Annotated in this window: 15 protein-coding genes; 9 read left to right on the top strand and 6 right to left on the bottom strand. The window is 73.2% G+C overall.

The annotated features are described in order from the left end of the window. The first annotated feature begins 67 nt into the window (after nucleotides 1-67). The 3 genes from OEIGOIKO_RS38040 (at nucleotide 68) to OEIGOIKO_RS38030 (ending at nucleotide 2,208) form a co-directional block, all read left to right on the top strand. Nucleotides 68-766 carry a TNT domain-containing protein gene (locus OEIGOIKO_RS38040; RefSeq protein ID WP_125057858.1) on the top strand — a complete coding sequence of 233 codons (699 nt, stop codon included), beginning with the start codon at nucleotides 68-70 and terminating at the stop codon, nucleotides 764-766. A 36-nt stretch (nucleotides 767-802) separates the two neighbouring features. Then, on the top strand, nucleotides 803-1,066 hold the full coding sequence (locus OEIGOIKO_RS38035) for a hypothetical protein (protein WP_246177823.1): 264 nt from the start codon (nucleotides 803-805) through the stop codon (nucleotides 1,064-1,066). A gap of 233 nt (nucleotides 1,067-1,299) precedes the next feature. After that, entirely contained in the window at nucleotides 1,300-2,208 is a 909-nt protein-coding gene (locus OEIGOIKO_RS38030) for a glycoside hydrolase family 19 protein (RefSeq protein ID WP_125057857.1), read from the top strand. A gap of 99 nt (nucleotides 2,209-2,307) precedes the next feature. Here OEIGOIKO_RS38030 and OEIGOIKO_RS38025 read toward each other — a convergent pair whose 3' ends face one another. Both OEIGOIKO_RS38025 and OEIGOIKO_RS38020 read right to left on the bottom strand, forming a co-directional pair. Continuing rightward, complete coding sequence (locus tag OEIGOIKO_RS38025) at nucleotides 2,308-2,589, bottom strand: hypothetical protein (protein ID WP_125057856.1); 282 nt, start codon at nucleotides 2,587-2,589, stop codon at nucleotides 2,308-2,310. A 108-nt stretch (nucleotides 2,590-2,697) separates the two neighbouring features. Next, nucleotides 2,698-3,582, bottom strand: a complete 885-nt coding sequence (locus OEIGOIKO_RS38020; protein WP_125059497.1) for an aminoglycoside phosphotransferase family protein — start codon at nucleotides 3,580-3,582, stop codon at nucleotides 2,698-2,700. A gap of 132 nt (nucleotides 3,583-3,714) precedes the next feature. On the opposite strand from OEIGOIKO_RS38020, the gene OEIGOIKO_RS38015 reads away from it, so the two are divergent. The 5 genes from OEIGOIKO_RS38015 (at nucleotide 3,715) to OEIGOIKO_RS37995 (ending at nucleotide 9,710) form a co-directional block, all read left to right on the top strand. Continuing rightward, nucleotides 3,715-4,098, top strand: a complete 384-nt coding sequence (locus OEIGOIKO_RS38015; protein ID WP_125057855.1) for a hypothetical protein — start codon at nucleotides 3,715-3,717, stop codon at nucleotides 4,096-4,098. Nucleotides 4,099-4,270: 172 nt separating this feature from the next. Next, nucleotides 4,271-6,517, top strand: coding sequence for an ATP-binding protein (locus OEIGOIKO_RS38010; protein WP_125057854.1), 2,247 nt, complete (start codon nucleotides 4,271-4,273; stop codon nucleotides 6,515-6,517). A gap of 85 nt (nucleotides 6,518-6,602) precedes the next feature. Beyond that, nucleotides 6,603-6,905 (top strand): PLP-dependent transferase, encoded by a 303-nt coding sequence (locus OEIGOIKO_RS38005; RefSeq protein ID WP_307721269.1) that lies wholly within the window; start codon nucleotides 6,603-6,605, stop codon nucleotides 6,903-6,905. A gap of 65 nt (nucleotides 6,906-6,970) precedes the next feature. Further along, nucleotides 6,971-8,281, top strand: a complete 1,311-nt coding sequence (locus tag OEIGOIKO_RS38000) for a benzoate/H(+) symporter BenE family transporter (protein WP_371859003.1) — start codon at nucleotides 6,971-6,973, stop codon at nucleotides 8,279-8,281. A gap of 157 nt (nucleotides 8,282-8,438) precedes the next feature. Beyond that, on the top strand, nucleotides 8,439-9,710 hold the full coding sequence (locus OEIGOIKO_RS37995; protein ID WP_125057853.1) for a M20 metallopeptidase family protein: 1,272 nt from the start codon (nucleotides 8,439-8,441) through the stop codon (nucleotides 9,708-9,710). Between the two features lie 47 nt (nucleotides 9,711-9,757). On the opposite strand, the gene OEIGOIKO_RS37990 is transcribed toward OEIGOIKO_RS37995, so the two are convergent. Further along, nucleotides 9,758-10,351, bottom strand: a complete 594-nt coding sequence (locus OEIGOIKO_RS37990; protein ID WP_125057852.1) for a TetR/AcrR family transcriptional regulator — start codon at nucleotides 10,349-10,351, stop codon at nucleotides 9,758-9,760. A gap of 112 nt (nucleotides 10,352-10,463) precedes the next feature. On the opposite strand from OEIGOIKO_RS37990, the gene OEIGOIKO_RS37985 reads away from it, so the two are divergent. Next, entirely contained in the window at nucleotides 10,464-11,357 is an 894-nt protein-coding gene (locus OEIGOIKO_RS37985) for an NAD(P)H-binding protein (protein ID WP_125057851.1), read from the top strand. Here OEIGOIKO_RS37985 and OEIGOIKO_RS37980 read toward each other — a convergent pair. The 3 genes from OEIGOIKO_RS37980 to OEIGOIKO_RS37970 all read right to left on the bottom strand — a co-directional run bounded on the left by OEIGOIKO_RS37980 (nucleotide 11,329) and on the right by OEIGOIKO_RS37970 (nucleotide 13,515). Beyond that, entirely contained in the window at nucleotides 11,329-11,586 is a 258-nt protein-coding gene (locus OEIGOIKO_RS37980) for a hypothetical protein (RefSeq protein ID WP_125057850.1), read from the bottom strand. The two genes, OEIGOIKO_RS37985 and OEIGOIKO_RS37980, sit on opposite strands and share 29 nt — an antisense overlap. Before the next feature lie 2 nt (nucleotides 11,587-11,588). Beyond that, nucleotides 11,589-12,068, bottom strand: coding sequence for a hypothetical protein (locus OEIGOIKO_RS37975; protein WP_125057849.1), 480 nt, complete (start codon nucleotides 12,066-12,068; stop codon nucleotides 11,589-11,591). A gap of 79 nt (nucleotides 12,069-12,147) precedes the next feature. Then, a complete protein-coding gene (locus OEIGOIKO_RS37970; RefSeq protein WP_125057848.1) occupies nucleotides 12,148-13,515 on the bottom strand; it encodes a S1 family peptidase in 1,368 nt (455 codons plus the stop codon). Nucleotides 13,516-13,580 lie beyond the last annotated feature (65 nt).

Here is a 13,580-nt window from a genome sequence, read left to right as displayed (position 1 = left end):
CCCCGAGACGGTACGTCTACTCTGCGGACCGTCCTGCTGGATCATCAGCGCGTGAAGGAACCCCCGCATGAACCCGAACCGCATACGCACCATATGCGCCGCTCTCGGCCTCGCCGCCGGTCTGCTGGCGGCGCCCGCCGCGAGCGCCGCGCCGCAGCCGGACGACCGGGCCGTCACCGCACCGGTCGCGGCGTCGCGGCACCAGCCCGAGCCCTGCACGGGCACGTACCACGGGGACGCCCGGCTCGGGCCGAAGTGGCTGCCCGGGAAGCAACAGGCGCCCGTGGGACCGCTGCTCAAGGGCTACCAGAGGACCGGCAAGCTGTCGGACCCGGCCTTCCTGAAGAAGTACTGGGAAGGGCCGGCGGACACGGGCGGCTGGAAGTACCCGCCCAACGACGGTTTCGGCGAGGTCAACGGCACGGTCGACAAGGAACCCGCGAAGCTGCGCCCGGGCCAGCGGCTGGACCGCTTCGGCTCGGAGTTCGGCGGCTTCCTGGCACCGGCGGGCGACGCGTACGCCGAGCGCTCGCTGCCGCCGCAGAACCTCAACACGCGCGAGCCCGCGGCGCCTTGCGACTACCACGTCTACAAGGTCGCGAAGCCGTTCTGGGTGTGGCAGGGCAGCATCGCTCCGTGGTTCGAGCAGCCCGGTGGCGGACAGCAGATCAAGCTGGACGCGGTGTTCCTGGACCCGGGCCAGGGGCAGCGGCTGAACGTGAAGTGGCTCGTCGAGCACGGCTTCCTCACCCGGGTGGCCACCTGAACGCCGGAGTGGCGGGCCCGTGGTGAAGTGACCACCATGGCTTCCTCCATGGACAGGGACGCTCCCCCGGACCGGTGGGCGGTGCGCACCGCGCTGCGCGCGGCAGGGGTCGCCGACGGCCACTACCGCATCGAAGGCGTGCACGAACCGGTCCCCACGCCCCCTGACTTCCTGTTCCTGCGACAGGCACCGGACGGCGCGTGGGAGACCGGCGCGTACGAACGCGGCGCCCATCACGTCATCGGCCGCCACCCGGACGAAGCGGCCGCCTGCGCCCATTTGTTCCGCCTGCTCACCTGACCACCCCACCGGGTCGGGCGTCCGTCCTGCCCGTTTCGCCCGAGCCGGTGACCGCTTGTTGTCCGATCCGGAATCTGTACCTCTGCCACCTTGACTGGTACAGACCAAGCGAGTTGAGTACCAACCAACCTGTGATCGCGCTTGCGAACCGGAGCGCGGTCCGTGGTCCTCGTCGTGCGCCGGACCGTCCGTCGCCGACCGAACGCGGCCCTGCCGCACTGAGGAGTGATCACATGTTGCTCAAGCAGCGTATAGCCGCCGTGCTCTCCGCCGCCGCCTGTGCCGCGACCCTCACCGTCGCTGCGCCCTCCGCTACGGCAGCACCCTCCTCCGGCCCCGCGGCACCCGCCGCGAGCTGCAACTTCTCCATCTGGACCGCCGGCAAGGCGTACCGCACCGGAGACATCGTCAAGTACACGAACGGCCAGTACTACCGGGCCACGCACGACAACCCGGGCTACGACCCGGTCATCAGCACCTGGTTCTGGGAGCCGTACAACTGCGGTGGCGGCACCAACCCGTCCGGCTTCGTGGTGAGCGAGGCGCAGTTCAACCAGATGTTCCCGAACAGAAACCCGTTCTACACGTACAACGGCCTGAAGGCCGCCCTGAGCGCTTACCCCGGGTTCGCCAACACGGGCAGTGACACCATCAAGAAGCGCGAGGCCGCCGCCTTCCTCGCCAATGTCGGCCACGAGACCGGCGGCCTGGTCCACGTCGTGGAGCAGAACACCGCCAACTACCCGCACTACTGCGACCGCAACCAGCCGTACGGCTGCCCGGCAGGCCAGGCGGCCTACTACGGTCGCGGGCCGATCCAGCTCAGCTGGAACTTCAACTACAAGGCGGCGGGCGACGCGCTCGGCATCGACCTGCTGCGCAACCCGAACCTGGTCCAGACGGACTCGGCCGTCGCCTGGAAGACCGGCCTCTGGTACTGGAACACCCAGCGCGGCCCGGGCACGATGACGCCGCACGACGCGATCGTCAACGACCGCGGCTTCGGCGAGACGATCCGCAGCATCAACGGCAGCCTGGAGTGCAACAACGGCAACCCCGGCCAGGTGCAGAGCCGGGTCAACAACTTCAAGAAGTTCACCCAGATTCTGGGCACGTCCACGGGGGGCAACCTGACCTGCTGACCCCTCGCCGCAGCGGGCCGAGCAGTTGAGTCCGCGCACGAAGGCCGGCCCCGGATCGCGCACCTCTCTCGGCGGTGTGCCGACGATCCGGGGCCGGCCTCAGCAGCGCTCGTCCGGCGACGGGGCGCCGGAGTGCTGGCCACGCCGGCCGCTCTCGTCGCCCCCGTCGTCCACGTCCATCAAGGCGACCAGCGGGCTCAAGCGGCCGATCTCCACCAGGACCTCGCCCATCGCCGCCCGCGCCCTTTCGACGGCGAGGGCACCCTCCTGGGCACACTCCTCGCCCTGCTCCCGGATGCGCGCTTCACGGGCCGGGGACAGCGGCTCGTCGGAGCCGGGCAACAGCCCGCCGTAGCAAGGCGTACCACGCCGTTCGGTCATGCCGCATTGTCCTCCCGGAGGGCGGGAGGTCGCCATGGTGAGCCGAGGTGAGTCGCGACCGTCTGCCCTCAGCGGCCCGTTCTGCGCCGGGCCGCGCCCCCACTGCACTCACCCCTCCCCCAGCGCCGCCCGGATCACATGCCGGGCGGTGCGCGCCATCGCCGGGTTCGTGCGCCGGTAGTACGGCAGCGCGATCAGCGCCTGCGAGAGGGTGCGTCCCCGGCCCCGGCGCCAGGCCGCCTCGTCCACGTCGAGCGCCTCGCGGAAGGCCGCCCTGGCGTCGGACGGCAGCAGGTTCCACGCCGGGAAGAGGTCGCAGGCCGGATCGCCCGCGCCCGCGCACCCGAAGTCGATCACTCCCGTCAGCCTGCCGCCGTCCACCAGCAGGTTGCCCGGCATCAGATCGGCGTGCAGCCAGACCGGCGGCCCGTCCCACGCCGGGGCCCGCAACGCGTCCTCCCACACGGCGGTCACCGCGTCGCAGTCGACGCCCTCCTCCGGGATGCCGCGCAGTTCCTCGATCGCCGCCCTGGTCTCCGCGTCGAGCCCGCCGACCGGCCCGCCCCGATGGGCCGTCGGCGCCCCCGGTACGGTGACGCTCCGCATCGCCGCCACGAACCCGGCCAGGTCCCCGGCCAGCAGCGCGGGGTCGCTCAGCGTCCCCGCGTCGGGGTTCCCGTCCGGGAGCCATCGGTACACCGACCACGGCCACGGGTATCCCTCGGCGGGCTCCCCGGCCCCCAGCACCTCGGGCACGGCCACGGGCAGCCGGGGCGCGAGGCGCGGCAGCCACTCCCGCTCCATCAGCACGTCCGCGGCCCCGCCCGCGATGAGCGGCAGCCGTACGACCAGGTCGTCGCCGAGCCGGTACATGGCGTTGACCGTGCCGCCCGACGGGAACCGCCGCACGGCCGGCCCCGCCCATCGGGGGAACTGCCCGGCGACCAGCCGCCGTACGAGGTCCTCGTCGACGGGCTGCTGGGCGGGGTGCATCTCCTGCGTCTGCTGCCGCTGCTCGGCGTTCATGGGGCGCCATCCGACGGCCCCGCGTCGACCGACGTCAAACGCTTTCCTGAGGCCGTCAAATGATTGGCGGCAAAACCTGTCATTGCGCACAATGACTTGATGAAACCTGAAATAAGCACCATCACCTTCTTCTGCGTCAGCCCCGACGCGCCGGACGACGGCTACTTCGCTCCCGGGGAGATCCGCCCCCTGATCGACGGACGGGACGTCCTCGACGAGGTCTTCGACGAAGGGGTCACCAATCTGTGGGAGTCGCTGGAAGGGGACGCCCTGGCTGCCGGTGAGACCGCCCGTGAGGTGCTGCTGGCCGGTCCCGAGTGCAGCACGTCGTGTTGCGGCGCCGTCCGGGTGACCATCCGCCGCGAAGGTCCCGACGTGCTCTGGACTGACTGGGAGAACAGCTCCGACGGCCCGGGCCTGCCGGACTTCCGCTTCGCGGCCGGGCAGTACGACGCCGAAGTGGCGCGGCTGGCACGGGACTGAGGCGCTTCCGGCCGGGTTTCTCCCGGTCGACGGCCCGGACCGGCCGTCCGCCGAACCGATCTTCACTCGCGGGAGTGGAGCTGTGCCCGGCTCCCGCCGCCGGTCCCGTTTGCGCGGGACACTCGACGGGCCGAAGCGTCGGGTCGGAGTGTCGGGGCGGAAGGTGGAGGCGGTGACGACGGAACAGCACAGCCAGGGCCGCGAGCTGCTCGGAGCGGACGTACGCAACGAGGTGTCCGCGCCGGTCGAGGGGCATGTGGTGCAGGCCGGGGTGGTGCACGGCGGGGTGCACCTGCATCCCGGGCGCGAGCGCCCGGTGGTGCCGCACCAGTTGCCCGCCGCACCGCGGGTGTTCACCGGCCGGGCCGGAGAACTGACCGCGCTCACGGCCGCGCTGGACGACGCGGCGGACACCGGCGCCACGGTCATGATCTCGGCGCTCGGCGGTGCTGGAGGCATCGGCAAGACCTGGCTGGCGCTGCACTGGGCGCACCGGCACCTCGACCGGTTCCCCGACGGCCAGCTCTTCGTCGACCTGCGGGGTTTCACCCCCGTCGGCGAACCGGTGACGGCGACGGAGGCGGTACGCGGATTCCTCGGCGCCCTCGGCGTGGACCCGGCCGGAATGCCGACGGACCTCGACGCGCTGGTGGGTCTGTACCGGAGCCTGGTCGCCGGCCGGCGGCTGCTGATCGTGCTGGACAACGCCCGCGACACCTCGCACGTGGCCCCGCTGCTGCCGGGGAATTCGGCCAGTACGGTGCTGGTGACCAGCCGCCGTCAGCTGGCCGGCCTGGTCACCACCCACGGCGCCCGTCCGCTGGACCTGGACGTGCTCCCCGAGGCCGAGGCCCGCCAGTTGCTGGCCGGTCACCTCGGCGACGCGCGGGTCGCCGCGGAGCCGGCGGCGGTGGACGCGTTCCTGGAGTGCTGTGGCGGACTGCCGCTGGCGCTGAGCATCGTGGCCGCCCGCGCCACCGCCCACCCCGGCTTCCCCTTGCGTCTGCTCGCCGAGGAACTACGGGACCACACCACCCGGCTCGACGAGCTGGACGCCGGTGAGATTCCGCTGAACCTGCGGGCGGCGTTCTCGTCCTCGTACGACGCGCTGACTGCCGAGGCGGCCGTCCTGCTCGGGCTGGTGGGGCTGGCGCCGGGGCCGGAGATCGGCCTGCCGGCCGCGGCCTCGCTCGCCGGGCTCTCCGTGCCCCGGGCCCGCGCGCTGCTGCGGGAGCTGGAGACCGCGCACCTGGTGTCGCAGCCGTCCCCCGGCCGCTACCGGATGCACGACCTGATCCGTCTCTACGCGTCCGAACAGGCCCACGCCCACCAGGCGGCGGACAGCCGCGACGAGGCGTTGCGGCGGCTGGTGGACTTCTACCTGCACACGGCCTACGCCGGTGACCAGGTGCTCGATCCGCACCGCGAGTCGGTGGCCCCGGCCCCGCCCAGGCCGGGCTGCCGCCCCCTGCCGCTGCCGGACGAGACCACGGCGCTGGAGTGGCTGGACGCCGAACACCCCTGCCTGATGGCCGCGCAGCGGCTGGCCGTCGAGCGGCGGTGGCACCGGGCCGTGTGGCAACTGGCGCCGACGCTGCACACCTATCACTGGCGGCGCGGGCTGCTCGCCGATCAGGCTGCCGTCGCGGGCGACGGGCTGGCCGCCGCGCGGCATCTGGGGGACGAGGCCGCCCAGGCTCCGGCGCACCGCCTGCTCGCCGAGGTGTGCGCCCTGACGGGCCGGCACGCCGAGGCGCTGGAGCGTCTGCACCAGGCGCTGGCCCTCGCCGAACGTACCGAAGACGTGCCGAGCCAGGCACACACCCACCGCGTCCTCGCGTGGGCCTGGGGGCAACAGGGGCAAGCCCGGCCGGCGCTGGATCACGCCACCCGTTCCCTCGCGCTGTTCCAGGCACTGGAGGACCAGGAGTGGGAGGCCCGCGGCTTCAACCAGTCGGCGTGGTACTCCGCGCAGTTGGGCCACTTCGAGCAGGCGCGGGCGTACTGCGAGAAGGGGCTGCTGCTGCACCGCAGTCACGGCAACCGCAACGGTGAGGCGCTGTCGCTGGGCGTCCACGCCTACCTGGGACTGTGCACGGGCCGGTACGCCGACGTCCTGGAACACGGCCGGCAGGCCCTCGGTCTCCTGCGCGACATCGGCAACACCTACCACGAAGCCGTGTTGCTGCACGGCCTCGGCCAGGCGTACGCCGCCCTGGGCCGGTCCGGCCAGGCCCGTGAGGCGTGGGAGCAGGCGCTGGAGCTGTACCGGAGCCAGCACCGGTCGGGCGAGGCCAGGCGCCTGCAACTCCAGCTGTCCGAGCTGATCGAGCGGGAGCGGGAGGGCGGGCGGGAACCGGGCGAGGCACGTCCGCCGGACGATCCTCCGCGTCCTCCCGACGGCCTTCCGCACGAGTAGGGCGGACGGAGCCGGCGCTGATCGCCGCAGTCCGGCACATCGGCCGCCTGCACCTCACGTGGGACGCGAGCCGTTGTGAAAACGGCTGCGGCAGATATCGGCCACGGCTCAGGCGCCGGTCGCGCGCTTCGCCGATCATCCGCACGTCAGCCGGGTCGCGTGCTCGGGGCTGCCGACCATTCCCGGCCACATGATCGCGTCCCGGCCGCCGCGCGACGGCTTCAGTGGCATGCTGTCCCTGCACGTCAACGGAGACTGGCAGCGTTCCCTGCGCACGGCAGAGAACAGCGAACTCTTCATCCGGGCCACGTCCTTGGGCGGGGTGGAGAGCCTGGTGGAGCACCGCCGCGCCTTCGAGGGGCCGGGCAGCACATCCTCAAGGACATGATCCGTCGGTCCGGAGGATCCGGCCGACCTGGAACAGGCACCGGAACGCGCCGCAAAGGAAGACCGTTGAGTTCGGACACCACCCGCGACATACAGCCGGCCGGCACCCCTGTCCCACCGAATCCCCCGGGCCCCGGTGGCCCCGGTGGCCCCACGGAAGGCTCACCACCGGACGGCTCGCCGCGGATACGACCGGCCCTGTTCCGCGACGCGTCGCTGTCGGCCGTGCTGGCCGGCTTCGTCGCCGTCGTCGTGTCGTACTCCGGGCCGCTGGTCATCGTGCTGGCGGCCGCCCACGCCGGGCATCTGGACCAGGGCCGGACCAGTTCCTGGGTGTGGGCCATATCCATCGGCAGCGGCGTCACCTGCATCGCCCTCAGCCTGCGCACCCGGATGCCGGTCATCACGGCCTTTTCGACCCCGGGTGCGGCGCTCCTGGTCACCAGCCTGGGCGCGTACTCGTACGCCGAAGCCGTCGGCGCCTTCCTCGTCACCGGGGCCGTCATCACCCTCGTCGGACTGACGGGGGTGTTCGGGCGGCTGATGCGGCAGATTCCGACGGCCGTGGTGTCGGCGATGCTCGCGGGCATCCTCTTCTCCTTCGGCACCGGAGTGTTCACGTCACTGCGGACCGCGCCGTGGATCGCCGGCGCGGTCCTGGTGGCGTATCTGCTGGGCAAGCGCTTCGTCGCGCGGTACGCGGTGCTGCTGGCACTGGCCGCCGGTGTGCTGTTCAGCGCGGTCACCTCGCGGCTGGACATCCGCATCGACCATGTCGAGCCGGCCGAGCCGGTGTTCACCGCGCCGTCGTTCTCGGCCGGTTCGCTCATCGGGATCGCCGTACCGCTGATCCTGGCCACCCTGGCGTCGCAGAACGCGCCCGGCATGGCCGTGCTCGGCGCGTCCGGCTACCGGCCCGACGACCGGCTGCTCATCGGCTCGACCGGGCTGGCGTCCACGGCCCTGGCTCCGTTCGGGTCGCACGCGATCAACCTCGCCGCGATCACCGCGGCGATCTGCACCGGCCCCGAGGCGCACCGCGACCCGCGCCGCCGGTACGTGGCCGGTGTCTCCTGCGGCTTCTTCTACCTCCTGATCGGCGCGTTCGGGTCGACGCTCGTCGTGCTGTTCGCCGGGCTGCCCAAGGAACTGGTCGCCGCGGTGGCCGGTGTCGCGCTCTTCGGTGCCCTGGCCGGCGGCCTGACCGCCGCGGTCAAGGAGGAGAAGGACCGCGAGGCGGCCCTGATCACGTTCCTCGCCACCGCGTCCGGGGTGACCGTCGCGGGCATCGGTCCGGCCTTCTGGGGGCTGGTGTTCGGCGTCGTGGCACACCTGGTTCTGACGCGGCTGCGTTCCCGGGAGGCCGCGGGGGTCTGATCTCCGGGGCGGTGCGCGGCGGTGGTGCGAGGGGTGGTACGTGGGCCGTACGGGCGGCTTGCGCACCACCGCCGGAGGCCGCTCCCCCCGCGGCGCTTCGGCCGGAACCGGGGCGCGCCCTCTGGCCGTACGGGCGCCGCGATCTCATCATGGGCGCATGGGAGACGACAGCGGGCCCACGGGAGACGGCAGCGGCTACGAGGGCGACCGCAGCGGGTCCCGGGGAGACAGCGGCTACCGTGCGCTCCTCCAGGACGCCCGGCGGCTGCTGCCGCGGATCACCGCCGTGCGCCGTGAGATCCACCGTGCACCGGAACTGGGGACCACCCTGCCCCGCACCCAGCAGACCGTGCTGCGCGAGCTGTCCGGCCTGCCACTGACCGTCGCCACGGGCGACCGGCTCACCTCCGTCACCGCCACGCTGACCGGCGCCCGGCCGGGGCGGACGCTCCTGCTCCGTGCCGACATGGACGCCCTGCCGCAGACCGAGGAGACCGGGCTCGACTTCGCCTCCCGCACGCCGGGCGTCATGCACGCCTGCGGGCACGACACCCACACCGCGATGCTGCTCGGCGCCGCCCGTCTGCTCGCCGCCCGCAGGGAACGGCTGGCGGGCCGGGTGGTGTTCATGTTCCAGCCCGCGGAGGAGATCTGCGGGGGTGCGCAGCCGATGATCGAGGAAGGCGTGCTGGAGACGCCGGACGGCGGGACGGTGGACGCGGCGTTCGCCCTGCACATCACCACCCGGCACCCGTCCGGCACCGTCCACCTGCGGCCCGGCCCGCAGTCCGCCGCCGCCGACATGCTGGTCGTCACCGTCCACGGCCGGGGCGGGCACGCCGCCGCGCCGCAGCGGGGTCTCGACCCGGTGCCGGTGGCCTGCGAGATCGTCCAGGCGTTGCAGACGATGGTGACCCGTACGGTCGATGTCTTCGAACCGGCGGTCCTCACCGTCACCCGTGTCACCGCCGGTGCGGCGACCAACATCATCCCCGACACGGCGGAGATCGCCGGCACCTTCCGCACCCTGTCCGACGCCACCCGCAAGAAGGTCCGTGACGGCATCGTCCGGGTGGCCGACGGCGTGGCGGCGGCGCACGGTCTGACCGCCGACGTGGAACTGCCGGACGTCACACCGGTGGTGGCCAACGACCCCGGCTTCACCGACCTGGTCACCCGGGCGGCGACGGAGCTCCTCGGCCCCGCGCGCGTCCGGCTGCTGCCCCACCCGATCATGGCCGCCGAGGACTTCGCCTTCGTCCTGGAACGGGTGCCCGGAGCCATGGCGTTCCTCGGCGCCTGCCCGCCGGGACAGACCCCGGGCCAGGTGCCGGACAACCATTCCAGCCGGGTCGTGCACGACGAACCGGCCCTCGCCGTCGGCGCGGCCGTGCACGGCGCGGTGGCCCTGTCCTGTCTGACGGCGTAGGCGCCGTACGGCTGCCTACGGCTGCGGGGTGCGCGGACCGGCTGTCCCTACCGCCCGAGTACCTGCTTCGCGTACGCCGCGACGTGCGCCCGCATCCGTTCCGCCGTCATGCCTTCCGTACCGGCCAGGTGCTCGACGAGGTCGGCGCGGGTGGCGGCCAGCAGGGCGTGCGCGGTGAAGCTGCTGTCGGCGGAGCCGCTCACGGCGAAGTGGGGAAGGCCGTCCAGGGTTTGCCGCAGGGTGGAGTGCCACCACTGGTAGTGCTCCGCCTGGTACGGGCTGCCGCTGCCCGCTTCCTCCAGGGCGAGGGCCAGATGCCGGTTGGCCAGCTTGAAGCCGACGACGGCGTCGAGCAGGGCCGGTACCCGTTCGTGCGGCGGGGTGGCGGGGCCGAGCGGTGCCGGCCCGCTCTCGACTGCCAGGCGCAGCGGCGCGATCCGCGCCTCGACGAGGGCGCGGATCAGGCCGGTGCGGTCGCCGAAGCGGCGGAAGAGGGTGCCCTTGCCGACCCCGGCAGCGGCCGCGACGTCGTCCATGGACACGCCGCGCGGGCTGTCGCTGCGGGCGAAGAGGCCGTCGGCGGCGGCGAGCACGGCCTCCCGGTTGCGTGCGGCGTCCACGCGCTCCTTGCGTGCGGTCACGGCTCCTCCTTCAGACGTCACGGCGCCCGTTTACAAAGCGGACTACTGGTCCGTATGGTGGTTCCGCCCAGCTAAGCGGACCTACGGTCCACATCGTACGGGGAGCCCGCCCATGCCCGATTCCCTTGTCCCGGACCCGCCGGCCACGACGGCTCGGCGGACCGCCCGCCGACGCCCCGCCGTCCTGGTCACCGGAGCCACCGGCACCACCGGCAGCCGCCTCGTGGCCCGGCTGACCGCGCTCGGCTGCGGGGTCCGGGCCGCGAGCCGCCGTGCGGCACCGGTGACCGGCGCCCGGCCCGTCCGGTTCGACTGGTACGACCCGGCCACGCATGCCGAAGCCCTGCGCGGCGTGGACCGGATCTACCTCGTACCGCCCGTCGGCGACCGTGACCCGGCCGCCGTCGTACTGCCCTTCCTCGACCGGGCCCGCGCGGCCGGGGTACGGCGCGTGGTGCTCCTCAGCTCCTCGGCCATCGCCCGGGGCGGCCCCGCCGTCGGCCGGGTGCACGACGCGCTGCCCGGCCTGTTCGACGAGTGGGCCGTCCTGCGGCCGTCGTGGTTCATGCAGAACTTCGGCGGCGAGCATGTGCACGCGCGGAGCATCCGCGGGGACGGCGTGATCGCGACCGCGACCGGCGACGGCCGCGTCGGGTTCGTCGACGCGACCGACATCGCGGCGGTCGCCGCCCATGCCCTCACCGACCGGAGCGCCCCCTGCACCGACCTGGTCGTCACCGGCCCCGAGGCGCTGAGTTACGACACGGTCGCCGCCGTCCTCACGCGCGCGAGGGGGCGGACGGTGATGCACCAGCGGCTCAGCCACGAGCAGTACCGCGACCGCCTGGCCGCCGCCGGTGTCCCTGGAGAATTCGCCACGCTGCTGGCCGACTTGGACCGGTCCGTCGCCGACGGATCGGAAGACCGCACCACCGACACGGTGGAGCGCCTCACCGGCCGCCCGCCGCGCAGCTTCCTCACGTACGCGCGGGAGGAGCCGGCATAGACCGGCGCGGTGGGTGGAGTGCTGCCTCGCGCGCGGTGCTGCGGGCCTGGAACCGGTACGCGCGGTACGCCTCGGCGTCGGTGAGGACCTGCGCGGTACTCAGGTCGTTGTCGCCCAGCAGGTTCTCCCGCCCGGCTACGGCAAGGGCCACCAGCCCGGGATCGTCACTCGACCCGAGCAAGGTCACGGCCCCCGCCCGCCAGAATTGCAGGCCCTGGTCGGTGGCCACGTTCAGGTCGGCCTGAAGGTCCCGGCGTACCCCTGCCGCGCACGCCCGGTCCCACGGCACGGCGCCGGGACGCAGGACCAGGTACGGCTCCAGCGCGGACCGGGCGGCCGGCTGCCGCGCCGCGTCGGCCTGCGCCGGCGTCTGGTGGTGCGCAGCCGGCCGACGAGCAGGTCCGAGGCCGCGCCGGTGAGCACCGCCAGGACGACGGGGGTGGCCAGGGCGGCCGCCTCCGGGACGCCGAGGCCCGTGGGGATCCGGCGGTGGCAGGGCCGGTTCGGCCAGCGCGGCCGGTTCGGCCAGCGCGGCCGGTACGGCCACCGGGCGGGCCGCCGCGGTGCGGTACCCACGAGGTACGCGCCAGCGGTCGGGCCGAAGTACGCGGACTCTTCCGGGGCGCGGTTCGCCACCACCCGTTCGGCGAGGTCACGGACGGTCGGCGCGGGCGGGTCAGCGCCGTCGGCCGATACGGGCCTTTCGTCCATGAGGCCCCCGAGGCCCGGACGGACGAGCCGAGGTTCCAGACCAGGCACCCCGCACCGGGCGGCCAAGACGAGCGGTGAACTACCGTCCTGCCGGCCGCTCCACCCCGTCGCTGCCCGCGTTGCTGCCGCCGTCGCCTGCTCCTATCCGGGCGCCGGTCGCTTCGAGCGCCGAGGTCACCGGCTGGAAGAAGGTCTCGCCGCCCCGCGTGCAGTCGCCGCTGCCACCGGAGGTCAGCCCCACGGCCGCGTCACCGGAGAACATCGGCCCGCCGCTGTCTCCCGGCTCGGCGCACACGTCCGTCTGGATCAGCCCGTTGACGATGTCGCCGTTGCCGTAGTTCACCGTGGCGTCCAGGCCGGTGACGGTCCCGTCCGACAGTCCCGTCGTACTGCCGGACCGCTGTACGCGCATCCCCACGGCGGCCTCCGCTGCCCGGGATATCCGCTGGGTGCCGCCGTTCCGCAGGTCGACCGCGCTGTCCGGCCTGGCGGCCGGGTCGTCGTAGGTCACCAGGGCGAAGTCGCTCTCGGGGAACCGGGCGTCGGCCACCGTACCCAGCGGCTGTGCCCCTGACTGGTCGGCCGTCCAGTTCGCGCTGCCCTTGCCGCAGTGCCCTGCGGTCAGGAAGGCCGGAGCACCCTGGACAGTGACGTTGAATCCCAGCGAACAGCGCGCGTTGCCACCGAAGATGGCGCTTCCTCCTACGGGCGGTGCTCCCGTACTTCCGTCGCCTTGTCCGGCCGAGCCGCCGACGGAGCCGCCGGAGCCGCCGGAACCTCCCGTAGCCCCCGAGCCGCCAGAACCTTCCGTACCACCCGAGCCGCCAGTCCCTTCCGAGCTCGCGGAGGCGTCCGGGCCACCGGTGTCCGTCGCCGCTCCCGCTCCGCCACCCCCGCCGTGATACCGCCGGAACTCCCCCGCCGACCGCTTGATCCTCGCCATGCCGCCACCGCCCGCCTTCTCGACAGCTGCGGTGAGAGCGGCGAGGTTCGCACCGGTGACCGTGCGGTCGGCGACGACCGAGACGTGGTTGGTCCTGGGGTCGATGGACCACGCGGTCCCGGGGATGGCCGCGGTGTCGCGCAAGGCGCGCGTGGCCGCCTGGAGTTCGCTCGTGCTGTTGCGTACGACGCGCGCCACGGCGCCCTCCGCCTCGACCTTTCCGGCGTCGTCCGCCGACAGCACGTTCATCACGAGCCGCCCCTTCCCGGCGTCGAGGTACCAGCCCGCCGTCCGGTCGGCGCCGAGTTCCGCCTTCAGGGACGAGGCGGTCCGCGCGGCCGACTCGGCGGAGAAGGTCCGCTGCGGGCCTGGCCGTTCCGGGCTCGCGTCGGCCTGCGGCAGTACGATCGCCGCCGCCACGAGGGCGGTCGCCGCGCCGCCGACGAGGACGCCGGTCCGCTTGTTCACATGCCGATGGCTCTCGCTCGCGTATCGGTGGCTCACTTGTCTGACCTCCAGCTGGGCCACAGGGGGAGCACACGGGGACGTACGCCGTGTGGCGCAGTGGC

Origin of the sequence: Streptomyces paromomycinus (assembly GCF_003865155.1) — a bacterium.
Taxonomy (GTDB): domain Bacteria; phylum Actinomycetota; class Actinomycetes; order Streptomycetales; family Streptomycetaceae; genus Streptomyces; species Streptomyces chrestomyceticus.
This window is presented reverse-complemented; position numbering and strand designations above follow the sequence as displayed.